At 73.3% G+C, this 23,066-nt stretch carries 26 protein-coding genes and 1 riboswitch; of the genes, 12 read left to right on the forward strand and 14 right to left on the reverse strand.

All coding sequences use genetic code 11. The features are described 5' to 3' along the window. Nucleotides 1-9: 9 nt before the first annotated feature. The gene (locus tag BMW85_RS06410) at nucleotides 10-1,218 is read left to right on the forward strand and encodes a DUF4032 domain-containing protein (RefSeq protein WP_091078090.1); all 1,209 of its coding nucleotides are present in this window, start codon (nucleotides 10-12) and stop codon (nucleotides 1,216-1,218) included. On the opposite strand, the gene BMW85_RS06415 is transcribed toward BMW85_RS06410, so the two are convergent. Beyond that, entirely contained in the window at nucleotides 1,219-1,824 is a 606-nt protein-coding gene (locus tag BMW85_RS06415; RefSeq protein ID WP_091078093.1) for an NAD(P)-dependent oxidoreductase, read from the reverse strand. Nucleotides 1,825-1,877: 53 nt separating this feature from the next. Between BMW85_RS06415 and BMW85_RS06420 the strand changes: the two genes are divergently transcribed. The 5 genes from BMW85_RS06420 (at nucleotide 1,878) to BMW85_RS06440 (ending at nucleotide 4,396) form a co-directional block, all read left to right on the forward strand. Next, nucleotides 1,878-2,228, forward strand: coding sequence for a winged helix-turn-helix transcriptional regulator (locus BMW85_RS06420; protein ID WP_091078094.1), 351 nt, complete (start codon nucleotides 1,878-1,880; stop codon nucleotides 2,226-2,228). A gap of 137 nt (nucleotides 2,229-2,365) precedes the next feature. Continuing rightward, nucleotides 2,366-2,740, forward strand: a complete 375-nt coding sequence (locus BMW85_RS06425; RefSeq protein ID WP_091078097.1) for a roadblock/LC7 domain-containing protein — start codon at nucleotides 2,366-2,368, stop codon at nucleotides 2,738-2,740. Between the two features lie 3 nt (nucleotides 2,741-2,743). Next, nucleotides 2,744-3,592, forward strand: a complete 849-nt coding sequence (locus BMW85_RS06430; RefSeq protein ID WP_091078100.1) for a hypothetical protein — start codon at nucleotides 2,744-2,746, stop codon at nucleotides 3,590-3,592. Between the two features lie 29 nt (nucleotides 3,593-3,621). Next, the gene (locus BMW85_RS06435) at nucleotides 3,622-3,996 is read left to right on the forward strand and encodes a roadblock/LC7 domain-containing protein (protein WP_091078102.1); all 375 of its coding nucleotides are present in this window, start codon (nucleotides 3,622-3,624) and stop codon (nucleotides 3,994-3,996) included. 28 nt (nucleotides 3,997-4,024) lie between these two features. Then, nucleotides 4,025-4,396 (forward strand): hypothetical protein, encoded by a 372-nt coding sequence (locus tag BMW85_RS06440; protein ID WP_091078105.1) that lies wholly within the window; start codon nucleotides 4,025-4,027, stop codon nucleotides 4,394-4,396. Between the two features lie 50 nt (nucleotides 4,397-4,446). Here BMW85_RS06440 and BMW85_RS06445 read toward each other — a convergent pair whose 3' ends face one another. The 3 genes from BMW85_RS06445 to BMW85_RS06455 form a co-directional block, all read right to left on the reverse strand. Continuing rightward, nucleotides 4,447-5,292, reverse strand: a complete 846-nt coding sequence (locus tag BMW85_RS06445; RefSeq protein WP_091078106.1) for an alpha/beta fold hydrolase — start codon at nucleotides 5,290-5,292, stop codon at nucleotides 4,447-4,449. Between the two features lie 51 nt (nucleotides 5,293-5,343). Further along, the gene (locus tag BMW85_RS52290) at nucleotides 5,344-6,159 is read right to left on the reverse strand and encodes a hypothetical protein (protein ID WP_342743382.1); all 816 of its coding nucleotides are present in this window, start codon (nucleotides 6,157-6,159) and stop codon (nucleotides 5,344-5,346) included. A 210-nt stretch (nucleotides 6,160-6,369) separates the two neighbouring features. Next, nucleotides 6,370-6,505: riboswitch (cyclic di-AMP (ydaO/yuaA leader) on the reverse strand. Between the two features lie 137 nt (nucleotides 6,506-6,642). After that, nucleotides 6,643-6,843, reverse strand: a complete 201-nt coding sequence (locus tag BMW85_RS06455) for a DUF5302 domain-containing protein (RefSeq protein ID WP_091078109.1) — start codon at nucleotides 6,841-6,843, stop codon at nucleotides 6,643-6,645. A 316-nt stretch (nucleotides 6,844-7,159) separates the two neighbouring features. On the opposite strand from BMW85_RS06455, the gene BMW85_RS06460 reads away from it, so the two are divergent. Beyond that, on the forward strand, nucleotides 7,160-8,155 hold the full coding sequence (locus BMW85_RS06460) for a rod shape-determining protein (protein ID WP_091078110.1): 996 nt from the start codon (nucleotides 7,160-7,162) through the stop codon (nucleotides 8,153-8,155). A 60-nt stretch (nucleotides 8,156-8,215) separates the two neighbouring features. Further along, complete coding sequence (locus tag BMW85_RS06465; RefSeq protein WP_143082116.1) at nucleotides 8,216-8,650, forward strand: hypothetical protein; 435 nt, start codon at nucleotides 8,216-8,218, stop codon at nucleotides 8,648-8,650. Nucleotides 8,651-8,661: 11 nt separating this feature from the next. Here the strand turns inward: BMW85_RS06465 and BMW85_RS06470 are convergent, their stop codons facing one another. The 4 genes from BMW85_RS06470 to BMW85_RS06485 are packed head-to-tail and all read right to left on the reverse strand — an operon-like array spanning nucleotide 8,662 to nucleotide 12,171. Then, nucleotides 8,662-9,870, reverse strand: coding sequence for an ABC transporter permease (locus BMW85_RS06470; protein ID WP_091078924.1), 1,209 nt, complete (start codon nucleotides 9,868-9,870; stop codon nucleotides 8,662-8,664). Further along, nucleotides 9,870-10,580 carry an ABC transporter ATP-binding protein gene (locus BMW85_RS06475; RefSeq protein ID WP_091078115.1) on the reverse strand — a complete coding sequence of 237 codons (711 nt, stop codon included), beginning with the start codon at nucleotides 10,578-10,580 and terminating at the stop codon, nucleotides 9,870-9,872. The genes BMW85_RS06470 and BMW85_RS06475 overlap by 1 nt, the downstream gene beginning before the upstream one ends. Continuing rightward, nucleotides 10,577-11,650, reverse strand: a complete 1,074-nt coding sequence (locus BMW85_RS06480; RefSeq protein WP_091078118.1) for an efflux RND transporter periplasmic adaptor subunit — start codon at nucleotides 11,648-11,650, stop codon at nucleotides 10,577-10,579. The genes BMW85_RS06475 and BMW85_RS06480 overlap by 4 nt, the downstream gene beginning before the upstream one ends. Continuing rightward, entirely contained in the window at nucleotides 11,647-12,171 is a 525-nt protein-coding gene (locus tag BMW85_RS06485; RefSeq protein WP_091078120.1) for a hypothetical protein, read from the reverse strand. Before BMW85_RS06485 ends, BMW85_RS06480 begins: the two co-directional genes overlap by 4 nt. A 171-nt stretch (nucleotides 12,172-12,342) precedes the next feature. Here BMW85_RS06485 and BMW85_RS06490 point away from each other — a divergent pair, with 171 nt between their 5' ends. After that, nucleotides 12,343-12,999 carry a response regulator transcription factor gene (locus BMW85_RS06490; RefSeq protein ID WP_091078122.1) on the forward strand — a complete coding sequence of 219 codons (657 nt, stop codon included), beginning with the start codon at nucleotides 12,343-12,345 and terminating at the stop codon, nucleotides 12,997-12,999. Beyond that, nucleotides 12,996-14,204 carry a sensor histidine kinase gene (locus tag BMW85_RS06495; RefSeq protein WP_091078124.1) on the forward strand — a complete coding sequence of 403 codons (1,209 nt, stop codon included), beginning with the start codon at nucleotides 12,996-12,998 and terminating at the stop codon, nucleotides 14,202-14,204. Before BMW85_RS06490 ends, BMW85_RS06495 begins: the two co-directional genes overlap by 4 nt. 8 nt (nucleotides 14,205-14,212) lie before the next feature. Here the strand turns inward: BMW85_RS06495 and BMW85_RS06500 are convergent, their stop codons facing one another. After that, nucleotides 14,213-14,539 (reverse strand): YciI family protein, encoded by a 327-nt coding sequence (locus tag BMW85_RS06500; RefSeq protein ID WP_218155685.1) that lies wholly within the window; start codon nucleotides 14,537-14,539, stop codon nucleotides 14,213-14,215. Between the two features lie 129 nt (nucleotides 14,540-14,668). Between BMW85_RS06500 and BMW85_RS06505 the strand changes: the two genes are divergently transcribed. Together BMW85_RS06505 and BMW85_RS06510 are read left to right on the forward strand one after the other, a co-directional pair. Continuing rightward, complete coding sequence (locus BMW85_RS06505) at nucleotides 14,669-15,097, forward strand: VOC family protein (RefSeq protein WP_091078128.1); 429 nt, start codon at nucleotides 14,669-14,671, stop codon at nucleotides 15,095-15,097. Between the two features lie 93 nt (nucleotides 15,098-15,190). Further along, a complete protein-coding gene (locus tag BMW85_RS06510) occupies nucleotides 15,191-15,640 on the forward strand; it encodes a hypothetical protein (RefSeq protein ID WP_091078131.1) in 450 nt (149 codons plus the stop codon). Between the two features lie 13 nt (nucleotides 15,641-15,653). Here the strand turns inward: BMW85_RS06510 and BMW85_RS06515 are convergent, their stop codons facing one another. The 5 genes from BMW85_RS06515 to BMW85_RS06535 all read right to left on the reverse strand — a co-directional run bounded on the left by BMW85_RS06515 (nucleotide 15,654) and on the right by BMW85_RS06535 (nucleotide 23,064). Then, a complete protein-coding gene (locus BMW85_RS06515; protein WP_091078132.1) occupies nucleotides 15,654-16,598 on the reverse strand; it encodes a hypothetical protein in 945 nt (314 codons plus the stop codon). After that, nucleotides 16,595-19,048, reverse strand: a complete 2,454-nt coding sequence (locus tag BMW85_RS06520; protein ID WP_091078135.1) for an AAA family ATPase — start codon at nucleotides 19,046-19,048, stop codon at nucleotides 16,595-16,597. The genes BMW85_RS06515 and BMW85_RS06520 overlap by 4 nt, the downstream gene beginning before the upstream one ends. Beyond that, entirely contained in the window at nucleotides 19,048-20,190 is a 1,143-nt protein-coding gene (locus tag BMW85_RS06525) for an exonuclease SbcCD subunit D (protein ID WP_091078138.1), read from the reverse strand. The genes BMW85_RS06520 and BMW85_RS06525 overlap by 1 nt, the downstream gene beginning before the upstream one ends. Before the next feature lie 15 nt (nucleotides 20,191-20,205). Further along, nucleotides 20,206-22,002, reverse strand: a complete 1,797-nt coding sequence (locus BMW85_RS06530) for an ATP-binding protein (RefSeq protein WP_218155686.1) — start codon at nucleotides 22,000-22,002, stop codon at nucleotides 20,206-20,208. Between the two features lie 90 nt (nucleotides 22,003-22,092). Next, nucleotides 22,093-23,064 (reverse strand): glycoside hydrolase family protein, encoded by a 972-nt coding sequence (locus BMW85_RS06535; protein WP_245774657.1) that lies wholly within the window; start codon nucleotides 23,062-23,064, stop codon nucleotides 22,093-22,095. Nucleotides 23,065-23,066: the final 2 nt, after the last annotated feature.

Below are 23,066 nucleotides of genomic sequence, written 5' to 3' on the forward strand. Positions count from 1 at the left end.
CCTGAGCGAATGCCCCTCCAGATCACTGGCGCGCTCGGCGATCCCGACCTGCTCCGCCTCCCCTGGGACGTCCCTCTCGAAGACTGGCCGCAGCACCATCTGGTGGATCTGCCGCGCGGCATCTCCCGGCACATCGTGCGCTTCGCCCGGCTCGGCGGCAAGGTGTACGCGATCAAGGAGATCAGCGAGCGCTACGCCAGGCGGGAGTACCAGCTCCTCTGGGACCTGGCCAGGCTCGACGCGCCGTCGGTCGAGCCGGTCGCGTACGTCACCGGCAGGGACGACGGCCTCGACGCCGCGCTGATCACCCGGCACCTGCAGTTCTCGCTGCCCTACCGCGCGGTCATGTCGGGCACCCTGCGCCCCGACACGCTCACCCGCCTGCTGGACGCCCTGGCCGTGCTGCTGGTGCGGCTGCACCTCAACGGCTTCTACTGGGGCGACTGCTCGCTGTCCAACACGCTCTTCCGCCGGGACGCGGGGGCGTTCGCGGCCTATCTGGTGGACGCCGAGACCGGCGAGCTGCACCCGATGATCAGCGAGGGCCAGCGGCTGACCGACATCGACGTGGCCCACACCAACATCTTCGGCGAGATGCTGGACCTGGAGGCCGGCGGGCTGCTGCACCCGTCGATCGACCCCATGGAGACCGCCGAGGACATCGTGGCCCGCTACCACCGCCTCTGGGCCGAGCTCAACGACAGCGAGATCATCGAGGAGCTGGACTGGCACCGCGTGGAGCAGCGCGTCCGGCGGCTCAACCTGCTCGGCTTCGACGTGGCCGAGATGATGGTGCGGCGCAAGGTCGGCACCGGCCGGCTCATCGTCCGGCCGAAGGTCGTGGACGCCGGGCACCACCAGCGGCGGCTGCTCAGGCTGACCGGCCTCGACGTCGAGGAGAACCAGGCCAGGCGGCTGCTCAACGACCTCGACGGCTTCCGGGTGGCGAAGGGCCTGCGGCACGAGGACGAGGCCATCGTGGCGCACCGGTGGCTGGCCGAGGTGTTCAACCCGACGGTGGACGCGATCCCGGCCGGGCTGCGTGGGAAGCTGGAGCCCGCGCAGATCTTCCACGAGATCCTCGACCACCGCTGGTATCTGTCCGAGCAGGCGGGCGCCGACGTCGGGCTCGCCACGGCCGTGAAGTCGTACGTGGACAACGTGCTCGTGCACAAGCCCGACGAGAAGGCGCTGATCCCGGACGAACCGGACGAGTGATCAGTAGGCGACCGTGATGCGGGTGCGCGGGTGGGCGTCGCGCTCCAGCTCGTCGGCGACGGCGACCGCGTAGTCCTCGGCCGTGATGAAGCTGCGGCCGTCGGCGTCGGCGAGCAGGTCCTCGCGGCCGATGCGATAGACGCCGGTGCGCTCGCCAGGCGCGATCTCGGCGGCCGGCGAGATGTAGGTCCAGTCGAGGTCGTCCACCTGGCGGTAGAGACCGAGGGCCTGCCGCCCGGCCATCGCCTCCTTTTTGTAGATCTCCGGGAAGCCGGGCGTGTCGACCAGGTCCTCGCCCGAGGGCGCCTTGAGGCTGCCGGCACCGCCGACGGCGATCAGCCGCCGCGTGCCGGCCTCGCGGGCGCCGTCGATGACCGCGCGGTTGGCCTCCAGGAACGGGCCCTCCGGGTCGCTGCCGTCGCGCGGCGGTGAGATGGCGAGCACGATCGCGTCGTGCCCCTTGGCCAGGGTGGCGGTGTCACGGACGTCGCCCTTGACCGGGCCGCCCGAGCGGCTGACGCCGGTGACCTCGTGCCCGCGGCCGGTCAGCTCCGCGACGATGCGCTGCCCGATCATGCCGGTCGCGCCAAAGACAAGGATCTTCATGGGCCAACAGTATCCGTTGGATACTGGTTACTTCATCGTGCTATAAGTACCTTGTGGATACCGGTGACGTATTCGACCCCCAATGCCCGACCCGCGTGGTTCTGGACCGCATCGGCGATAAATGGTCCATGTTGGTGCTGCTCAGCCTCCGTGACGGGCCGATGCGCTTCACCCAGTTGCGGACCCGGATCGGCGGCGTCACGCCGAAGGTGCTCACCCAGACGCTGCGCGCGATGGAGCAGGACGGACTGCTGACGCGGAAGGTGTTCGCGGAGGTCCCGCCGCGGGTGGAGTACACGCTGACGGACCTCGGGCGCTCGCTGCACGGGCCGCTGTCCGTGGTGGCCGAATGGGCCGAGCGGCACGTCTCGGAAATCCTCCGTTGCCGCGAGAAATTCTCGTAAATCAAATAATTATCTGTACTGGTGTTGTTTTTCTCCGCCATCGCCGTACAAAACATTAACTCCAGCGACTGATCACGCTTCGCGGCGGTTCCGTACCTCTACGCTGTCTCCGTCCCACCGATGGCGAGGGAGGTCCCGTGCTCGGAATCGACACCTGCCTGGCAGAGGTCATGGCCATACCAGGCGCGCTGGACGCCATGCTGGTCGACCACACCAGCGGCATGGCCGTGGCCTTCAGCCAGGCGTCCGGCGTCGACGCCGACCGCTCGGCCGCCGCGCTCACCGAGGCGCTGCGCGCCACCTCCGACGGGCTCGCCCGCACCTGTCCCGGTGACGTCGTACGCATCGACGACATGATGGTCACCACGGACAAGGGCCACCATCTGCTCCGGCTGATGGAGACCGTCTTCGAGGGGCCGCTCGTCATCTACGTACGCCTCGACCTGGAGCGAGCCAACCTCGCCCTGGCCCGGCACCGTCTCCAGTCCATCGCCGGCCGTCTGACGACGTGAGCCATGACCAAGCTGGACTCCCTCCTCGCCGGGCTCGCCCGAGAGCGCTCGACAGGCGCACTGCGGGTCGGCCGGAGCGGCACGATCTTCCTGTCGGACGGGCGCGTGACGTACATGGAGTGCGCCCACACCCCGAGCTTCGAGCGGCTGCTCACCGCCAGGGGACGCATGTCGGAGGCGGCGCTGCGCGGCGCGCAGTCCGACGGAGGCCGCGACCGGCTGCTGCGGGAGGGCTCCATCACCCAGGGAGAGCTCCAGTACGCCGTGCTCGGCGTGGTGCTCGACGCGGCCTTCTTCCTGCTGCCGATGAGCGGGACCCGGCCCAAGTTCCGCCCGGGCGAGGAGCACTGGCTGGGCGGGCAGTGGTTCTTCGACGTGGCGGGGCTGGTGCGCGAGTGCGCCAGGCGGCGGGCCCAGCTCGCCGGGATCTGGCCCTCGGCCGACGTCGACACCAGCCCGGTGCGCCCGGCCACCGCCCTGGCCGGGCAGGCGGTGACGCTCGACCGGGTCCAGTGGGAGGTGCTCGTCCAGGCCGACCGGAGGGCGACCCCGCTGGAGCTGGCCAAGCAGATCGGGCGGTCGGGCTACTCGGTGCTGCTGGCGGTGCGCCGGCTGGCCGCCGCCGGCCTGCTCTGCCCGCCGGACCCGCCCGATGGTCCGCCGGGCCAGGACCCTGACCCGCTGTCCGCCGGCGACGAGCGGACGCTGCCCAGGCGGGCCCGCGGCGAGCTGCCGCGGCCGCCGCACCATCCGGAGGCCCCGCGGCTGCCCGCCGGGCCGCCCGTCACGGGGGACCCGACCGATATAGCGCTGCTGTTGCGGCTGAAGAAAGCGCTAGAGGAGCTGTCGTGAGGTTTCCCTCACTCAGGAGGAGGCCACGGGTGGAACCGACGCACGAGATCCTGGAGGAGATGCGGCTCCTGCGCGAGCGTACGCCGGACGTGCGCGGGAGCGTCGCCTGCACCGTGGACGGCCTGCAGGTGGCCTGCGACCTGCCCGACGAGATCGGCGAGCAGGCGGCGGCCCTCGCCGCGGCCCTGCTCGCCATGAGCAGGCGCATGCTGATCATGACGCAGCACGGCGCCTTCGAGGAGACGCTGATCTCCGGCACCGCCGGCTTCGTGGCCTTCTACGCGGCCGGCCCCACCGTCGTCCTCACAGTCCTGGCCGGACCCGGCGCGAACGTCGGGCTCCTGCGGCTGGAGGGCAGGAAGACGGCCGCCGCCGTGGCGGCCGTCGCAGCACACAAGCAGTGAACCCGAACCCGGCAGAGAAGGAGGAGTCATGGCGGGCATGGACGTCTCTCTCAAGGAGATGATGACCATCGACGGCGCGGTCGGAGCGGCGGTCGTCGACTACGGCAGCGGCATGGCGCTGGGCACCCTCGGCGGATCGAAGGACCTGGACCTCCAGGTCGCCGCCGCGGGGAACACCGAGGTCGTCAAGGCCAAGCTGCGCACGATGGACTCGCTGGGCCTCAAGGACAGCATCGAGGACATCCTCATCACCCTGGGCGGCCAGTACCACATCATCCGCCCGATCACCGGACGCGGCGGCAAGGGGCTGTTCCTCTACCTCGCCCTCGACCGCGCCCGGGCCAACCTGGCGATGTCCCGGCACCAGCTCCGGGCCATCGAGGAGAAGCTGGAGGTCTGACCACCGGCGCGGCCCGCGCCCCATGACGGGGGGCGCGGGCCGCGGCGCGTTCAGGCGGTGGTGAGCTTGGTGATCTCGGCCACGAGGTCGGGCCAGAGCGCGCGCGGCAGGTCGTGCCCCATGCCCGGGTACGTCACCAGCCGGGCGCCCGGGATGGCCGCCGCCGTGGCCTGGCCGCCGGCCAGGGGGACGAGCTGGTCCGCCTCGCCGTGCACCACGAGGGTGGGCACGTCCAGCCGGCCGAGCGCCTCGACGCGGCTGCCCGAGGCCATGATGGCGGCGAGCTGGCGGCCGGTGCCCGCCGGGTCGAAGCAGCGATCGTAGGCCAGGCCGGCGAGGGTGGTGATGCGCTCGTGGTCCAGGTCGTAGCCGGGCGAGCCGATCACCGACCAGGTCCGTACGGCCTGCTCCAGCACCCCGTCGCGGTCGGCGGGCGGCCGGGCCATGAGGATCGCGGCGGCCTCCGCCGTCGGCGGCGCGACCTCCGGACCGGGCGTGGACATGATCGAGGTGAGGGTCAGCACGCGCTCCGGGTGGCGGATGGCCAGCGTCTGGGCGATCATCCCGCCCATCGAGGCGCCCACCACGTGGGCCTGCGGCCAGCCGAGGGCGTCCATGAGGCCGGCGGTGTCGTCGGCCATGTCGTCCAGCAGGTACGGCGGAGCCGTGCCAGGACCGGGCACCCCCGCCTCGCCGAAGTGTGTGGACAGCCCCGCGTCGCGGTTGTCGAACCGGACCACGTGGTGTCCCTGCTCGGCCAGGAGCTCGCAGAGCCCTTCGTCCCAGTGGATGAGCTGGGCGCCGAGACCCATGATGAGGAGCAGCGGGCGGCCTCCCGGGGCGCCGAAGCTCTCGTAGGCGATGTCGATGCCGTTGGCGGCTACGCGGGTCGTCACCGGGCCAGAATCTCATTCTGGTCCGGTGACGTAAAGCGTCCGGGGCGGATGTCAGCGCTTGATCAGCCGCCGGAGGCGTCCGCCGCCGGCCACCACGGCCCCGCCGGCCAGGGCCAGCGCGAACCACAGCATGGCGCCGCCCGTGCCGGTGCTCGTCCGCTCGGTCTCGGCCGCGCGGGCGGGCACGGCCTTGCCGGCGGCGAGCTGGACGTTCGCGCCGCCGGCGGAACCGCCGGCCTGGTCGCGCGTCTGCGTCTGCGTCTCGGGGCGCTGGGCCGCCTTCGCCGGCTGCGCGGTCTGCGTCGTCTCCGGCTTCTCCTCGACCTTCGGGGGCTTGGCCGGGTTGTTGTCACGGCGGGACCAGGCGCCGGTGGAGAACGGGACCGGGTAGTTCTTCTTGCCGACGCCGGGGCCCCACTTGGTGATGACGTAGTCGACCTTGATGTGGCCCTGGCCGCCGTTGCCGTCGACGTACAGGGTGGAGGGGTTGAACCTGCCGCCGGTCAGCTCGGCGAACGTCTTGGCGTCCAGGTCGAGCATGATGCCCCGGTTGGAGGGGATGCCGGGGCCGCGGTCGCCCACGAAGAAGGGCATCTTCTTGCCCTTGTAGATGACGTAGCCCTCGGTCAGCAGGGGCCAGCTCGGGCTGGCGGCCAGGCCCTTCTGCATGGGCTTGCCGCTGGCCGGCAGGCCCGTGTCCCCGGCCCTGCCGGAGGCGTCGTCCCAGAAGTAGGAGGCGGTGGTCGAGCCCTTGAGCAGGATCTGCTCGTCGGTGTCGGCGTGGGCGGGGGTGGAGACGGCGGTGAGCACGCCGAACGAGCAGGCGGCGAGCACGGCGCAGGAGCGCAGGCCAAAGTGGGCAGACATGAAGCAGTGAGTCCTTTGCGAGGGGGCAGGGACACGCGCTCAGGGGAGAAAGGCGCAGCCGGGAATGAACACCTGACGGGGGAGGCTGCGCGGAGCGCGGAAACGAGCCTGGGGTGAAGGGCCGCTCAGCGGGCGGCCGACACTACGCTCTCGGGGGTCTCGACCGGTGGGGAGCCGGCGTCCGGGGGTGTGACGCGGTACGACATGCGGGGGTCCTCTCCATCACGCCTACCGGGTTAGCTGACGGGTTCGGGCGAGGAGATGCCCTACCGGCGTGCTGCCGGATTCACCCCAACGAAGTGGGTCCCCGGTTCCCGAGTGGTTCGGGATTCGGCTGGTTGAATGGCAAGACTAAACCACGCAAGTCAGGACGAACGCAAACGAATCGTCATGAATCGGACAAAAGATCTACCTGGGCGCGCGCAAAGAAAAAGGGAGGCGCGGAATAACCGCGCCCCCCTGGACCTGCCGGACGTGTCTGACTCAGCCGCCGCTCTTGCGCCGGAAGGATCGCTTGTTCGCGGCCGGGCCGTGCGTGCCGTGGATCTTCGACGGATCGCCGCCCCTGCCACCCGCGCCGCCGGCCGCCTGCTGGCCACGCTTGCGATCAAGCGCCTCGCGGAACTTGCGCTTCATCTCGTCCTCGGGAGTTTCGCTGACTTCCGGCTCCGGTGATTCCGCCATTGAGGACCTCCATGGTGTTGGGACATCCCCAGCTTCGCACGAGGTCCCTTACGACGCGAAACCGGCGTCAATCTTGCTCCTGACGGCGCGGCTCCGCGGAGTCAGGGTCGAGGTCTACAAGATGTGGCCGGCCAGGTGCCGGCCGGCGGCTCGGTGCTCGACCTGGGCGCGGGCTGGAGGAGGTCAAGGCCGTGTCCTCAGCCGCTTCCTGACGACCCCGCGCACCGGGTAAAGGGGAACCGTTCTGTTCGTGGTGTTGGGTTGAGGTGCTAGCGGATACAAATCCCGACATGGTGGACATATCACCTGGACAGGCATGAGTATCCTCGGCCTGGACCTGGCAGTGGATCTGGGGGCCGCGCGCACCCGGATCTACGTCAAGCGCAAGGGCATCGTCCTGGACGAGCCCTCCGCCGTCGTCCGCGACGCCAGGACAGGCAAGATCGTGGAGTACGGCGCGGAGGGCGACCCCGCGGGCGGTCACGAGACCTGCTGGCCCGTCAGCGCGGGCCTGCCGGCCGACGGCGAGCTGACCCGGCGGCTGGTCAGGCACTTCCTGCGCAAGGTGCACCGGCGGCCCTTCGCGGCCCGTCCACACCTGGTCATGGCGCTGCCGGAGGGCGCCACGCCCATCGACAGGGCGGCGCTGCGGGACGTGGCCTACGACGCCGAGGCCCGCGGGCTCCTGCTCGTCCCGCACGGGCTCGCGGCGGCACTGGGCGCGGGCGTGCAGGTGAGGGACGGCATCGGGCGGATGGTCATCGACATCGGGCGGGACGTGGCCCGCGTGGCCGTCCTGTCCCACGGCGCGGTGGTGGCCTCGGCGACGGTGCCCGTCGGGGGCCGGGCCATGAACCTCGCCATCGCCCGCATGGTCGAGCGCGAGCACGGGCTGCTGCTCGACGAGGCCGAGGCGGAGGAGGCCAAGCGCCGGGCCGGCACCGACTGGAAGCCGCTGCAGCGGCACGTGACGGTCCAGGGGCGGGACGCCGAGACGGGCAGGGAGCGGGTCGTGTCGCTGCCCGTACAGCTCATCTACGAGGCGACGCGGCAGCCGGTCGAGGCCATCGTGCGGGCCGCCGTCGGGACCGTCGAGGGGTGCCCTCCCGAGCTGGTGGCCGACCTCGGGGAGCGCGGCGCGGTGCTGGTGGGGGGCGGCGCGCTGCTGCGCGGCCTGGGCCGGCGGCTGCGCGCGGCGCTGTGCATGCCGGTACGGCGGGCGGAGCGGCCTCTGTACTCGGTGGCACTCGGGCTCGGCCGTTGCGTGGAGGACCACCACCTGGTCAACCGGCTCAAGTCGATCATCCGCTGACTCCGCCCGTCCCGCCCGGGCCCCTGCCGAAGGCGCGGGGCCTCAGGTAAGGTCCGGAACATGCGTACCCGCCGTTACGCAGCCTCCGTGGCGCTCGTCTGCGCCGCGGCGATCAGCGCGTGCACGGCGGGCCGTGGCCTTCCGACGCTCGACGAGGCCACCAGCCGGCTCGTCGCCGACGCCGACCTCCTCCTCGACTCCTCCGGCCTGCGCCGCTCCGCGCCGCAGCGGATCGACGACGGCGCCTGCGTGCCCGGCGAGGTACGCGGATCGCTGCGGGCGGAGAGCGAGCGGGTGGACGCCTCCTCCGGCCTGCGGGAGAAGCTCCAGGCCATGGGCTACGACGAGATCGCCGACGACCTGGACCTGCGCGACGGCCGCCAGGACGTGACGGTGCTGCGCGACCCCAGGACGTTGCTGACGTTCGAGCTGACCGTCGCCCGCGGCACGGGCGTCCGCCTGGTCGGCACGACCACCTGCTACGCGGCCTCCTGAGCCCCGTCTTCTCACGGGGTGGAGAGGGCCTCGGTCGGCGAGAGGCGCGAGGCCCGTACGGCCGGATAGAGCCCCGCCACCGCGCCGATCGCCAGCGTCGCCACGAGGCCGCCCGCCGTCGCCCAGGCGGGCACCACCGGGGGCCAGCCGCTGTAGAGCGCGTACCCCGTGGTCACCGCCGTGCCCAGCAGGACGCCGCCGGCCCCGCCGAGCAGCGACAGGAGCAGCGACTCCGCCAGGAACTGCGTACGGACCTGCCCCCTGGTCGCCCCCAGCGATCGGCGCAGGCCGATCTCGGCCCGGCGCTCCAGGACGGAGATGACCATCGTGTTGGCCACGCCGACCCCGCCCACCAGCAGCGCCACCGCGCCCACGCCCAGCAGGAGGCCGGCGAAGGCCTGGCTGGTGGCCTGCTTGGCGGCCAGCGCGTCGGACGGGCGGGAGACGTCCACCTCGTTCGGCGCCTCCGGGTTGGCGGTGCCGGCCAGGACCTCGCGTACCGCCTCCAGCCCGGCCTCCTCCGCGCGGGTGTAGAGGGTCGTCGGATGCCCGTCGAAGCCCAGCCGCTTCTCCGCGACCGGCCAGCCGACCAGCACGCCGTTGTCGAGGTCGGTGGCGAGGGCCACCGGGTTCAGCACGCCGACCACGGTGAAGCGCACGCCGCCGACGACGACCTGCGTGTCCGGGCCGGCCGCGCCGACGCCGAGCCGCCGCGCCGCCGACGCGCCGAGCACGGCGGCGGGATGGCGCTCGGTGGCCGCGTTGAGCCAGATGCCGTCGCGCAGGGTCGCGCCGATCGTGGCGGGCAGGTCGAGGCGGGCCGCGTACGTGCTGAGCCCGCCGGTCTGGACCTCGGGGATCCGCTCGGAGCGGTAGACCTTCGCCTCGGGGATCTTGCCGACCGACGAGACCGCCTGCACCGGCCCGACGCGCTCGATCATGGCCTCGGCCTCCACCGGCAGCCGTGCCGCCTCCCCCGTCAGCGTGTTGCCGGCGGAGACCGTGAGCAGGTTGGTGCCGAGGGCGGAGAGCGTACGGTCGAGCTCGGCCCCGGAGGAGGACGAGAGCCCGACCACGCCGACCATGGCCGCGATCCCGATGGCGATGCCCAGCGCGGACAGGAACGCCCGCAGCGGGCGGGTGCGCAGGCCGACCGCGCCGACCCGCACGACGTCCCCCGGCCGCATCCTGGCGGGCGCCGGCGGCGTCCTCACCGGCATCATCGGGTCACCCGCCCCTCCGTCGCGAGGACGCCCGCGGCGGAGTCGGCGACGATCCGGCCGTCGCGCATGCTCACCTGCCGGGGCAGGCTGCCCGCGATCTCGTGGTCGTGCGTGATGATCACGATGGTCGTGCCGGCCGCGTTGAGCTCGCGCAGCAGGTCCATCACGCCCGCGCCGGACACCGAGTCCAGCGCGCCGGTCGGCTCGTCGGCCAGCAGGAGCGGCGGCTCGCCGGCCACCGCGCGGGCGATCGCGACCCGCTGGCGCTCCCCGCCGGACAGCTCGTGCGGCTCGTGGTCCAGGCGATGCCCCAGCCCCACGCGTTCCAGCGCGTCGGCGGCCCGGCGGCGGCGTTCGGACCGGCGCAGGCCCGTGTAGAGGAGCCCGTCGGCCACGTTGTCCAGCGCGGGTACCCTGGCGGCCAGGTGGAAGTGCTGGAAGACGAAGCCGATCGTGGTCGCGCGCAGCGCCGACAGCCGGCCGTCGGAGAGCGCCGCCACGTCGTGGCCGTCGAGGCGGACGGCGCCGGAGGTCGGCCGGTCGAGGGTGCCGACGACGTTGAGCAGCGTGGACTTGCCCGACCCCGACGGGCCGACGACCGCGACCAGCTCGCCGTGCTCGACGCGCAGCGACACCGCGCGCAGCGCCGCCACCCCGCCGGGGTAGGCGCGGGACACCTCCGTCAGGGCGATCATCGGGTACGTCATCGCGGCATCCCCACGGTCATGCCCTCGCTCAGCCCCTCGCCCTTGACCTCGACCCGGCCGCCGGAGAACAGGCCGGTCTCGACGGCGACGTACCGGGCCGAGCCGCCCTCGACGACCTGCAGCCCGAACCCGCCCTCCCGCAGCGCGACCAGCGCCGCGACCGGCACGGTGAGCACGTTCTCGCGCCGCGAGGCGGTGAAGGTGACGTCCACCGCCGCCTTGTCCAGACCCGCGGCGGCCTTGGCGGCCTTGGCGGACCGCAGGGAGACCAGGGCCTCGACCCGGGTCTCGGGGTCGGCTCCCTGGCCGTCGCCCGGCTTGATGACCGTGGCGACCTCGGTGACCGTGCCCGGCACGGTCGTGCCGTCGGGGAGCGTGACCCGGACCTTGGTGCCCTTCCGCGCCATCCGCTGGTCCTCGGCGTCCAGCTCGGCGGTGACGACCTTGGACGTTCCCGTGTAGGTCAGCACTTTCTGTCCCGGCTGGGCCGGCTGGCCCTTCTCGGCCTCCAGGCTCTCCACGCGCACCTTCCCGGGCGCGAACACGACCCGCCCCAGCTCCACCACCCCGGTCTCCTCCAGGCCGCGGTCGGCCTGCCACTCCCTGACGGCCGCGGCCGTGCCGTAGGTGTACTCGTCGTCCACGGTGAAGCCGTCGTAGCCGAGGCGGCGGAGGTTGCGCTCCAGGTTCGCGACGTCCGCGCCCTCCGTGCCGACCCTGAGGTCGCGGTAGGCGGGCGTGTCGCCGTACATGAGGGTCACGGGCTGGTCGTCCACGCGGTAGAGCGAGCGGCCCCGGGTGATCCGCGCGCCGCTCGCGGGCAGCCACGTGATCGTGCCAGGCCGCCGGGCCACGGCGCCGGTGACCGGGCCGTAGCCGAGCTCGCCGTCGGCGTCCACGGTGTCGTCCAGGGTCTGCCTGGTCACCGGGGTGGTGGCCGGGGGCAGGATCGCGGCCGTGCCGGTCGGGCCGGCGCCGCCCGCCAGCGGGCCGGCGGCGTTGAGCGTGACGAAGGCGCCGCCCGTGGCGGCCAGTACGACCAGCAGCCCGGCGAACAGGCGGCCTCTCATCCCAGACCTCCCATGCCGGCCTCGGCCATCTCCTTCTGGCACTTCTCCTGGGCGGTCTTGAAGTCGGGGTCGTCGCCGACGTCGCGGGTGATGCGCATCATGCCGCCCTCGGGGTCCGGGTACTTCTCGACGCCGTTGTCCCGCATGCACTGCGCCACCTTGCGCAGCGCCTCGGCGCGCTTGGGGTCGCCGCCGCCCTGGTCCCGCCCGATCGGGGCCCACTCCTTGCACGCCTGCTGGGCCTGCTCGACCTTCTCCCTCGGCGTGCCGGGACCGATCTTGAGCATGACGCCCTTGCCCGGCTCGGGGTCGGCCATGTCGATGCCGTGCTCGCGCATGCACTGGGCGTACTTGATGCCCTTCTCCTGCGGATCGACGCTCGGCGACGCGCTGGTCGCGGCCTGGGTGCCGGTGACCGACGCCACCTCGGAGCCGCCGTCGTCGCGGGCGGCGCAGCCGGTCAGGAGCAGGGCGAACGCGACGGGCGCGGCGGCCAGGGCGCTGCGGACTCGTCCTCGCATGAGTGGTCTCCCCCATCTGGTTGGTACGGCATGTGGGTGTTCGGAGGGAGATGCAATAGGCCGGGCTGTTTCCTCCGCGTTTCCTGCGTCCGGCTCCGGCCGCTTACCTCCGCCGAACGCCGTCTGAGTCACACTCGGCTCGTAGCCGACAGGAAGGGCCGGAGAGAAGCCATGCGGGTGCTGGTGGTCGAGGACGAGCACGTGCTCGCCGACGCGATAGCCGAGTGGCTGCGCGAGGAGACGCACGCGGTCGACCTGGCGCACGACGGCGAGGCCGCGCTCGAACGCCTCGCCGTCAACGACTACGACGTGGTCGTGCTGGACCGCGACCTGCCGCGCGTGCACGGCGACGACGTGTGCAAGGAGCTGGTGGCCTCCGACTCGGCCGCGCGGGTGCTCATGCTGACCGCCGCGGCCCAGCTCGACGACCGGGTGACGGGGCTGTCGCTCGGGGCCGACGACTATCTGCCGAAGCCGTTCGCGTTCCCCGAGCTGGCCGCGCGGGTGCTGGCACTCGGCCGGCGCTCGCGGCCCGCCGCGCCGCCGGTGCTGCGCCGGGCCGGGATCACGCTCGACCCGGCGCGCCGCGAGGTCTTCAGGGACGGGCGGTTCGTGCCGCTGGCGAGGAAGGAGTTCGCGGTGCTCGCCGAGCTGCTGCGGGCGCAGGGCGGCGTGGTCTCGGCCGAGCACCTGCTGGAGAAGGCGTGGGACGAGCACGCCGACCCGTTCACCGGGGCGGTCCGGCTCACCGTGCTCAAGCTGCGCCGCAAGCTCGCCGAGCCGGCCGTGATCGAGACCGTGCAGGGAGTGGGGTACCGCATCGGATGACCGGACGCTGGAGGCCACGCGGGCCGCGGACGTTGCGGCTGCGGCTCACCCTCGGGTACGGCGCGATCTTCCTGGTGGCCGGGCTGGCCCTGCTCGGGGTGACGTACGTGCTGTTCAACCAGCAGCTCACGCGGTCGTTCGAGGAGCGGTTCGCCGCCCCGCCCGGCCGGGCCAAGCAGTTCTTCATCGCCGAGGGCGACATACGGCTCACCGGGGACGCGGCCGTCGAGTGGCTGCGGCGGCAGGAGCTGGAGCTGCGCGGGGCGGCCGGCACCTCGCTGCTCGCGCAGGGCGTGCTCGCGCTGACCGTGGTCGGCGGGGCGGCGGTGGCGTTCGGATGGGTGGTGGCCGGGCGGATGCTGGCCCCGCTGCACCGCGTCACCGACACCGCCCGCCGGATCGCCGCCGCCCCCATGGCCGAGCGCGGGCTGCACGAGCGGATCGCGCTGGAGGGCCCGGCGGACGAGGTCAAGCGGCTCGCCGACACCTTCGACACGATGGTCGAGCGGCTGGACCACTCCTTCGACGGGCAGCGCAGGTTCGTCGCGAACGCCTCCCACGAGCTGCGTACGCCGCTCACGCTCAACCGGGCGCTGGTCGAGCTGGCCATGCACCGGCGTACGGCCTCGCCGGACGTCAAGGAGCTGGGCGAGAGCCTGCTGGAGATCAACGCCCGGCACGAACGGCTCATCTCGGGCCTGCTGCTGCTGGCCCGCTCGGAGCAGGAGATCGCCGACCGCTCGCCGGTCGACCTCGCCGACGTGGTGACGCACGTGGTCCGGCAGACGGCCGGCGACGCCGCCGCGGCCAAGGTCACGGTGTACGAGGTGGCCGGCCAGGCGCCCGTCACCGGGGACGCCCTGCTCCTCGAACGGCTGGTGCACAACCTGGTCGAGAACGGCATCAGGTACAACCTGGACGACGGGAGCGGGTGGGTGCGGGTGGTGAGCCGTACCGTGGCGGACGGCGGGGCGCAGGTCGAGGTCAGCAACACCGGGCCGGAGGTGCCGCCGTACGAGGTGCCGCCGCTCTTCAAGCCCTTCCACCGGCACGGCGCCGAGCGGGTGGTGACGGCGCGCAGCGCGGGGCTCGGGCTGTCGATCGTACGCTCGATCGCGGTGGCGCACGGCGGCGACGTGAGCGCCCGCCCCCGCGAGGACGGCGGCCTCGTCGTCACCGCCACCCTCCCCCGCGCCAGCCCATGACCGGCTTGTCAGGCCCCGCCGAGCAGCGCCCGCAGCGTCGCGTCGGCCCGCCCGGCCTCGACGGTGACAATATCGTAGGCCGCCACGCCCGCCGTCGCGAACGGATCCTCGGCCGCCGCCCGCTCGACCCGCTCCCGGTCGCCGACGGCGAGGATCACACCGCCGAGGTCGTCCGGCACCGTCTGTCCGGACAGCAGGAACGTTCCGTCGGCATGCCACCGCCTGAGGTAGGCGACATGGCCGGGGACGTGCGGGGCGACCTCGGCGGACGACGCGGTGTAACGCACCAGCAGCACGTGCAGCACCGGCGGGCTCTCATCTGGTCGATCACTCACCTCGGTCGCCTTTCTCCCTCGCGTCTCACGTTGCGCGGGCACCACCCTGCCAGGCCGGGCCGACAGAATCGGGGTACCGGGTCCGGGGTGCGGGTAGTGATCGCGGAAACGCACGGGAGGAAGTCGCTCATGTCCGCTCCCTCGATCCCCCGCTTCCACCTGGCCGTGCCCGTCGACGATCTCGACGCCGCCCGGCACTTCTACGGCGAGCTCATCGGCTGCGCCCAGGGCCGCAGCTCCGACAGGTGGATCGACTGGAACCTGCACGGGCACCAGTTCGTCACCCACCTCGCGCCCAGCACCGCCGGGGAACGGGCGCGCAACCCGGTGGACGGGCACGACGTGCCGGTGCCGCATTTCGGGCTGATCCTGACGATCCCGGAGTTCCACCGGCTGGCGGAGCGGTTCCGCGCGGCCGGCGTCACGTTCGTCATCGAGCCTTACCTGCGCTTCCCGGGCCTGCCGGGCGAGCAGTGGACGATGTTCCTGCTCGACCCGGCGGGCAACGCCCTGGAGTTCAAGGCGTTCGCCGACGACACGCAGATCTTCGCGGTCTAGCCGCTCGTCCGCTCAACGGGCGCTCCACAGGTTCTCAACATCGGCCTGGCTACCTTCGCGGTGTCCAGTACGACGAGCACCAAGGAGAACCCGATGCGAACGCTCAACACGATGGTCCTCGGTGCGGCGGTCGCCGCCGCGGCTCTGACCGCCGGCGCCCCCGCCCAGGCCGCCACTCGGACCGCCGCCCAGACCTCCGCCACCACGGCCGCCGCGGCGACCAGCACCGCGGCGGCGTCCTGCAGCCAGGTGCGCGTGTACCGTCCGGAGATGCGCAAGGGACACGTGGCCGCGACCGGCTGGGCGATCGGCTGCTCCCGCAACCAGGAAATCAAGATCATGCTCCAGCGCAAGCGCTGGTGGGGCTGGCAGCAGATCTCCAGCGCCTCCTGGTATGGCGCCGGCAAGAAGACGCTGTACAAGGGCTGCAAGCGGGGCACCACCTTCACCTACCGCCTGCAGGGCCAGGTCAGGTACTACGCCGGCAGCAAGTACGTCGTCCACAACGGCTACAGCCCCAAGATGCGCGCGAAGTGCCCGTGACCCGCTCGATCGGCTAGCCGAGGGCGGCGGTGCGCAGCGAGCGGTAGAGCAGGCGGGCGTCGCCCAGGTGGTGGCGCAGCAGCTTCTCCAGGCCGCCGATCGGCACGAGGTTCTGCGGCGCCCGCGGGTCCTTGTAGTCGACGCCGGCGAGCGGCGGCAGCGCCAGGGTCACCGCGTCCGCGAGCCGTACGACCTGGGCGGGCTCCAGCTCGGCGCTCGCCTCGCAACGCGCCACCCCCGCCCACGGGGCGGAGGAGCGCACCGGCAGCCGGACATACCAGGCGTGCCGCCGCCAGCTCGTGCCCATGAGGAACACCGGCGTCCGCTGCCCCGGCGCGAGCGCCGCGACCACCGAGGACTGCGGCGGCGGCAGGTAGGCCGTGTGGTGCGTCTTGATGTAGCCGACCGTGCGCGGCAGGTGGGTGCGGCCCCGCAGCGGCCCGTCCACCAGCAGCAGGTCGTCGCTCGTGGTGCGGTGGCGCACCGCCAGGTCCACTTCGAGCTGGGTGACCTGCCGCTGCAACGCCAGGGACAGCTCCTCGAAGCTGGCGTCGGCGGCCTTGCTCGGGTGGTAGGTGGCGTGCGGCGTCTTCACCTCGGGGGTGTGCGGGGAGGCGGAGATGAGCGTCCTGTTGACCTCGATCGCGGCCAGGTCGGCGCCCTCCGGCCCGCAGCGGACGATCCCGGCCGCGTACGAGGCCGCGATCCCCGGCACCGGCATCGGCGCGCCCGGATCCTCGACCCAGACCCGGGCGTCCACGCGGCGTACCCCGTCGGCGACCAGCAGCGTCCCGGGCGGGACCGCGTCGGGCGCGGGCGTGACCGGCTGCCAGGCGTCGGGCTGGAGCTCGATGTCGAGCACCAGCTCGGCGCTGGTGGCGCCCAGCTCGGCGATGTTCTCGACGGCGAGCGCGGCGGCGTAGCCCGGGTCCCACGGGTCGACCGTGAAGCCGCTCACAGGGCGATCCCGGACTTGCGGACGTGGGAGCCCTTGCCGTCGCGGCTGACCTCGAAGCGCACCGGCACCCGTTCGGCCAGCGCGGGCACGTGGGTGACCAGGCCGATCATGCGGTCCTGGCCGGCGGCCAGGCGTTCGAGCGTGGTGGCGACGGTGTCGAGGGTGGCCGGGTCGAGGGTGCCGAAGCCCTCGTCCAGGAAGATCGAGTCGAGGCTCTTGGCGACGGCTCCGGACAGCGCGAGGGCGAGGGCGAGCGCGGCCTGGAAGGTCTCGCCGCCGGACAGGGTGCGGGCGCTGCGCCGCAGGCCGGCCTCGGCGTGGTCGATGACCTCGATGTCGCCGGTGCGGTCGGCCAGCGCGAGCTCGTACTGGCCGTCGGACAGCTCGCGCAGCGTCTCCGAGGCCGTGGCGACGAGCACCGCCAGGGCCTCGGCGCACAGCCAGCGCTCGAAGGCGTTGGCGCGCAGCCGCAGCGCCAGCTCGTGGGCGACCTTGGCCTCGTGCTCCTTCATGGCGACCCGCTGCTCCAGGTCGGCGGCGCGCCTGCGCTCCTCCCTGAGCCGGTCGAGGTCGCTCTCGGCGCGGGCGAGCGCGCCGGCGACGGCGGCGCCGAGCTGGTCGGGCGAGGCGTCGCGGGGCGGGACGACGCCGTGCTCGGCCAGGCGCTCGGCGAGCCTGCGGCGGTCGGCGGCGAGCCGGTCGCGGGCCTCGGCGAGCTGTCTCTCCCGCGCGGCCAGGGCGGCGCGGGCGGCCTCCGCCGCCCGGTCGCGCCAGGCGAGCAGCTTCTCCCAGGCCCGGTGCAGGTCGTCACGGACGAGGGGCGGCGGCGCGTCCCCCGACGATTCCTCCTGTACGGGGTCGAGCCGGCCGCCGGAGACGAGGAGCCGGTCGCGGGCGGACTCCAGCGCCTGCCAGGCCGACGCCGTCTGGTGTTCGACCTGGCCTGCGTGGTCGCGGGCGCGCTGCAGCCGGCCGCGGGCGGCGCGTACGGCGGCGCGGGCCTCCCCCGCCACCGCGTCGGCCTTGGCGATCTCCGCGAGCCTGGCCTCCAGCTCGGCGCGGTCGCCGGGCGCGGGCAGCGCGGCGAGCTGAGACTCCAGCCCTTCGGCCTGCCTGGCCAGCAGGGACGCCGACGTCTCGGCCTTGGCGTGCGCGGCGCGGGCGCGCTGGGCCTGCTCGCGCGCCTGCGCGAGGGCGCGGTCGGCGGTGCGCATGTCGGCGGGCGAGCGGTGCAGCGGCAGCTCGGCGACCGGGTGGTGGCAGACCGGGCACGGCTCGCCGACGGCCAGCCGGTGCACCAGGTGGGCGGCGGCGTGGGCGTCGCGCAGGCGTTCGCGCCCCTCCTCGGCGGCGCCGGCGGCCTGCTCGGCGGTCTCGGCCGCGGCGGCGAGGCCCGCGAGGCCCGCGACGGCGGCCTCGGCCTCGGCGCGGGTGCGGGCCGCGTCGGCGGCGAGGCGTTCGCGGGCGTCGAGCGCGGCCAGCTCCGCCCGTGGCGCGCCGCGGTCACCCAGCGCGGCCAGCGCCTCGAACGCCTCGTGCTCGTCGGCCTCCAGCGTGGCGACCTCGCGGGCCAGCGTCTCGACGGCCTCGGCGGCGGCGCGGCGGGCCGAGGCGAGGGTGGGGACGGCCTCCGGCATGGCCAGCCTGGCCAGCACCGCCTGCCGTTCGGCGACGGCGGCCCGCTCCTGCTCGGCGCGGCGGATGTCGCCCTCGCGGGCGCGCAGCAGGTCGAGGTCGGCGCCGATGGCGTCGGAGAGCCGGCGCAGCGCCTCCATGCGCTCGGCCAGCTCCCGCTCGGCCTCCTCGCTCGCGCCGGACAGCTTGGCGAGCTGGTCGCGGGCGAAGGACGCCTCCTGCCTGGCGCTGTCCTCCTCGCGGGCGGCGCGCTGCCTGATCAGCTCGTACACGTCGGCGTCGAGGAGCTGGACCAGCAGGTCCTGGCGTTCGCGCGGGGCGGCGTGCAGGAACTCGGCGAAGCGGCCCTGCGGCAGCACCACGCACTGGGTGAAGAAGCGGTATTCCAGGCCGGTGACCCGCTGCGCCTCGGGGGTGACGCCCTCGCCCTCGGCGAGCGGCTTGACCACGGCCTCGAACGCCTGCTCCAGGGGCGCGGCCGGATCGAGCTCGTCGAGCCGCGCCTCCTTGGTGCGTACGGCGCCCTTGGCGTCGCGCACCATGGCGCGGACCACGCCGTAGCGGCGGCCGTCGCTGTCGAAGACCATCGCGACCTTGCCGGCGGCGACGGACGGCGCGAGGGCGTGCGCGACCGCGCCCTCCCTGCCCCAGCGCGGCACGGTGCCGTAGAGGGCGAAGCAGACCGCGTCGATGATCGTGCTCTTGCCGGCGCCGGTCGGGCCGACGAGCGCGAAGTAGTCGGTGTCGGAGAAGTCGACGGTCACCGGGTCGCGGAAGCTGCCGAAGTGGTCGAGGTGGAGCAGCAGGGGGCGCATCAGCCGGTCACCTCGTCGTAGAGCCGGTCGAACAGGCCGGCCACCTGGTCGTCGTGGCGTCCGGTGGCGGCGAGGTAGTCGCGGAACAGCTCGCGGGGGCTGCGGCCTGCCGTGCCCGCCCGGCGGGTGGCCGGCACCGGGCGGAACTTCTCGTCCAGCATGACGTCCACGGCGGCGCCGGCGAGCAGGTCGCGTACGTCGTCGGCGAGCCCCACGCGGGGTTTCTCCTCCACGACCACCTTCAGCCAGTCGTCGCCGGGGTCGATGCCCTCCAGCTGCTCCAGCGTGCCGCGTACGGTGCGGAGCCGGCGGGCGGAGGAGCAGGGCAGCTCGCGGACCACGGCGGGCCGGCCGGGCGAGACCTCGACCAGCAGCGCGCCGGGCACGTTGCCCTCCTCGCCGAAGTCGACGTTGAGCGGCGAGCCGCTGTACCAGATCGGGCAGGGGCCGGGGATCTGCTGGCGGCGGTGGAGGTGGCCGAGCGCGGCGTACTGGGTGGTGGTGGGGAAGGCGGTCGGCTCGAAGTAGTACGAGAAGATCGACTGGGCCTCGCGCTCGCCGCCGCCGAACGCGCCGCCCGGCAGGGTGCCGTGGGTGGTGACGAGGTTGACGGTGTCGCCGTGGAAGCCGGCGGTGAGCGCGCCGATCAGCTCGCCGATGCGGGAGGCGTAGTCGCGGTTGTGCTCGGCGGCGGTGCCGGTCAGCACCTCGGCGGCGCGTACGACGTAGCGGTGCGACAGGAACGGCAGCACCGCGAGGCGCACCGGCTCGCCCGTGCGCGCCGTGAAGGCGAGCGTGCCGCCCGCGTCGGGGCGGCGGAAGACCCCGACCACGTGCAGGCCGAGCTTGCCCAGCACGGGCCGGTAGACCTCCAGGAGCTGCGCGTTGTCGTGGTTGCCCGCCAGCACGACGACGTCGCGGTTCTCGCCGCGCAGCGCCATGAGCGCGCCCAGCACCAGCGACTGCGCCTCCGGCGTGGGCGCGGAGGTGTCGAAGAGGTCGCCGGCCACGATGACGGCGTCCACGTCGTGGGTGCGGGCGGCGGCGACCAGCTCGCGCAGCACCTCCCGGTGCTCGTCGAGACGGGACCGGCCCTTGAGCACCTTGCCCACGTGCCAGTCCGCGGTGTGCAGGATCTTCACGAAACCACCTGTGCGTCAGAAGGGCGGGATGTCGTCTTCGATGGCGGACGGGAGGCCCTCGAACGGGTCGCCGCTCGTCCTCGCGCCCGTCCTGTCGCCCGGCCTGTCATTGGGGCGCGGCGCGGCCTCGGCGGGCCGGGTGGCCCAGGCGGGGAACGGGAAGGCCACGGCCAGCGGCACCGGGATCTCCGGCTGGGCCACGAACATGGTGCCCGGCTTGGCGATCGTGGCGCGCTCGCGGACGGCCGGGGGCATCCAGCCGTACTCGGAGCGGGCGGCCTCGGCCGGGTCGAGCCGCCCGGCGACGCGGACGGCGCTGTTGGAGACGATCCGCCGCTCCACCTCGGAGGCGGTCTGCTGGGCGCCGATGAGGATGACGCCGAGCGAGCGGCCCCGCTCGGCGACGTCCAGCAGGATCTCCTTGATCGGGGAGTCGCCCTCGCGCGGCGCGTACTTGTTGAGCTCGTCCAGCACCACGAACAGCAGCGGCTTGGCGGTGCCCGAGGACTCCTTGCGGTGGAACTCGCCGCGCAGCACCACGCCGACCACGAACCGCTGCGCCCGTTCGGGCAGGTTGTGCAGGTCGACGATGGAGACCTGGGCGTCGGAGGTGCTGACCGAGTGGCTGCGGTAGAAGGGCAGGTCGCCGCGGACGATCGGGGACAGCGGGCGCACGGCGCTGCGCAGGCGGCGCAGGAAGGCGTTGACGGTGCCGAGCGGGGTCTGCGCGCCGGTCCAGTCCCTGCGGCTGTCCTCCTCCTGGAGCTGGTCGGAGAGCATCTCGACGAGGTCGGCGAAGGTGCGGCAGGTGGTGCCCTGCACGCGGACGGCGCCGCCGTCGCCGATCGGCTCGGCCCACGACTTCAGCCGGGCCGCGACCTGCCCGACGAGCAGGGAGTAGCCGGCCCGCTCGTCGTCGGCGTCGGCGAAGACGAAGCGCAGCAGCTCCTCCTGGCAGAACTCGACCAGCGTCCAGTAGAAGGCGCTGACGCCCTGCGTGCGGGCGGCGACGTGCGGGACGCCGTTGGGGTCGTTGGGGCGGGGCGGCGCGAAGACGTGAACGCTGCCGAAGGCCCGCGCGGGCAGCCCGAGCCGGGCGTAGCCGTCGCGGGCGCGCTGGTCGAGGCGGGTGTTGTCGTGGTCGAGGAAGAGCAGGTCCTCGCCCTTGACGGAGAAGATGAGCGCCTTGGTGTTGGCGGACTCGGCGTCGAGCACGCCGGAGTTGAAGATCGAGTAGAGCAGGAACGTGGCGAAGGAGGTCTTGGTCGCCACACCCGAGACGCCGGAGATCGACACGTGGGCGCCGCGGGTGCCGTCGAGGAAGTCGAAGTTCACGTAGAGCGGCTGGCCGTCGCGGCCCATGCCGAGCGGGATGCGGCGCTCCATGACGTCGAAGTAGAGCGCCTGGTCGCGGTCGCCGGCGCCGGCCAGATAGACCTGGGAGCCGGGCAGCGGCGGCACGAACACCTCCGGCTCGACCCGGGTCACCCGCACCTCGGCCACCTCGACGACGGCGGCCGGCAGCGCGCCGTCGGCGATGAGGAACACGTCGGAGTCGTACGCGGCGCCCTCGTGCCGGGCCTCGACCGTGGTCACCACGCCCGCGACCAGCACCGGGCCGTGGCCGGGCACCTCCCGCCTGGTCACCACCACGTCGTCGAGCTGGAGCACCCTGCCCGGCTCCAGGCCCACCCAGAACGACAGCGGCGAGGCCGCCTGCGTGCCGAGAACCCGCCCGACGACCTCACCGGTCACCTGCGCCCCGCCGGCCGCTGCCGCCGCCTGCGGGCTCGCCGCTCCGTTGACCGTCACCAATCCCTCCGCCCCCAACCAACGCCCTTCCCAAGGAGGGTAGTAGGGCGGGCGGGGTGCGTCCGGCTCATTCGGCCGCCCGGACTCCGTTCATCCGCCGGTGCGGGTCACCGGGACGCGGTGGACGCGCAGCTCATGCGCGCCGTCGGCGCGGGTCATCTCGTAGTAGAGCCACCAGTGGCCGTCGTGGAGGAGCGCGTCGAGGTAGCGGACCGAGCCGGTGCCGTACGGGGAGGTGACCCAGGGGCCGTACTCGGACAGCCGCCGCCAGGAGAACAGGTCGGCGGAGACGGCGACGCCGCAGCGTTCCTCGTAGTTCTCGGTGTGGGAGGCCGAGCCGTCGTAGAAGCCGACGTAGCCGCCGCCCGGCACGGGGACGACGCTGTTGAGCCGGGCCTGGTAGCGGTCCCAGCCGGTGCCGACGGGCAGGACCGAGCCGCGCCAGGTGAACGACTCGCCGTCGAGGCTGGTGGCCAGGCCGGTCGGGTGGACGGTCGCGCCGACGTTGTAGATGTCGGCGGTGGCGTGGGCCCCGGGGTCCGGGCGGTCCATGGGCGCGGCGTAGCTGGCGAACAGGTACGTGACCGGCCCGGCCCGCAGCACGAACGGGTCCTTGACCCCTTCGGCGCCGGTGGAGGCCGCGGTCAGGACCGGCCGGGCCCGGGTGACGTCGAACCGCGACGGGTGCTCGGCGGTGAGCGCGTCGATGCGCCACCGGTTGTCGGCGGGGTCCACGTACGACAGGTAGAGCCGGTAGCCGCCGCTGACCGGCATCAGGCAGAAGCGTTCCATGGAGGGGGTGCCGAGCTCGTCCTTGTGCACGCTCCACACGTCGGTGAACCGCAGGCCGTCGTCGCTGACGGCCACCGCGCACTGCCAGCCCCGCTCGGCCTCGGCGCCCCTCGGCCGCCGCCGCCGGTAGGTGAGCCAGAACCGCTCGCCGTCGTGCAGGACTCCGGCCGCGCCGCTCCAGTAGCCCGGCTCGTCCTTCTCCGGCTCCACAACCACGGAGCCCGCCACCGGATCGAACGCGGACAGCGGAGCGAACACACGATTTCCCACTT

It is taken from the genome of Nonomuraea wenchangensis, from assembly GCF_900111685.1.
Classification (GTDB): domain Bacteria; phylum Actinomycetota; class Actinomycetes; order Streptosporangiales; family Streptosporangiaceae; genus Nonomuraea; species Nonomuraea wenchangensis.

Excerpts from the sequence above, each read along its gene's own strand:
- BMW85_RS06505 (WP_091078128.1), top strand. The coding sequence starts at position 14,669 with ATGTCCGCTCCCTCGATCCCCCGCTTCCACCTGGCCGTGCCCGTCGAC.
- BMW85_RS06490 (WP_091078122.1), top strand. The coding sequence starts at position 12,343 with ATGCGGGTGCTGGTGGTCGAGGACGAGCACGTGCTCGCCGACGCGATA.
- BMW85_RS06520 (WP_091078135.1), bottom strand. The coding sequence starts at position 19,048 with ATGCGCCCCCTGCTGCTCCACCTCGACCACTTCGGCAGCTTCCGCGAC.
- BMW85_RS06415 (WP_091078093.1), bottom strand. The coding sequence starts at position 1,824 with ATGAAGATCCTTGTCTTTGGCGCGACCGGCATGATCGGGCAGCGCATC.
- BMW85_RS06480 (WP_091078118.1), bottom strand. The coding sequence starts at position 11,650 with ATGAGAGGCCGCCTGTTCGCCGGGCTGCTGGTCGTACTGGCCGCCACG.
- BMW85_RS06475 (WP_091078115.1), bottom strand. The coding sequence starts at position 10,580 with ATGACGTACCCGATGATCGCCCTGACGGAGGTGTCCCGCGCCTACCCC.
- BMW85_RS06485 (WP_091078120.1), bottom strand. The coding sequence starts at position 12,171 with ATGCGAGGACGAGTCCGCAGCGCCCTGGCCGCCGCGCCCGTCGCGTTC.
- BMW85_RS06510 (WP_091078131.1), top strand. The coding sequence starts at position 15,191 with ATGCGAACGCTCAACACGATGGTCCTCGGTGCGGCGGTCGCCGCCGCG.
- BMW85_RS06465 (WP_143082116.1), top strand. The coding sequence starts at position 8,216 with ATGCGTACCCGCCGTTACGCAGCCTCCGTGGCGCTCGTCTGCGCCGCG.
- BMW85_RS06455 (WP_091078109.1), bottom strand. The coding sequence starts at position 6,843 with ATGGCGGAATCACCGGAGCCGGAAGTCAGCGAAACTCCCGAGGACGAG.
- BMW85_RS06460 (WP_091078110.1), top strand. The coding sequence starts at position 7,160 with ATGAGTATCCTCGGCCTGGACCTGGCAGTGGATCTGGGGGCCGCGCGC.
- BMW85_RS06410 (WP_091078090.1), top strand. The coding sequence starts at position 10 with ATGCCCCTCCAGATCACTGGCGCGCTCGGCGATCCCGACCTGCTCCGC.
- BMW85_RS06430 (WP_091078100.1), top strand. The coding sequence starts at position 2,744 with ATGACCAAGCTGGACTCCCTCCTCGCCGGGCTCGCCCGAGAGCGCTCG.
- BMW85_RS52290 (WP_342743382.1), bottom strand. The coding sequence starts at position 6,159 with ATGTCTGCCCACTTTGGCCTGCGCTCCTGCGCCGTGCTCGCCGCCTGC.
- BMW85_RS06495 (WP_091078124.1), top strand. The coding sequence starts at position 12,996 with ATGACCGGACGCTGGAGGCCACGCGGGCCGCGGACGTTGCGGCTGCGG.
- BMW85_RS06440 (WP_091078105.1), top strand. The coding sequence starts at position 4,025 with ATGGCGGGCATGGACGTCTCTCTCAAGGAGATGATGACCATCGACGGC.
- BMW85_RS06470 (WP_091078924.1), bottom strand. The coding sequence starts at position 9,870 with ATGCCGGTGAGGACGCCGCCGGCGCCCGCCAGGATGCGGCCGGGGGAC.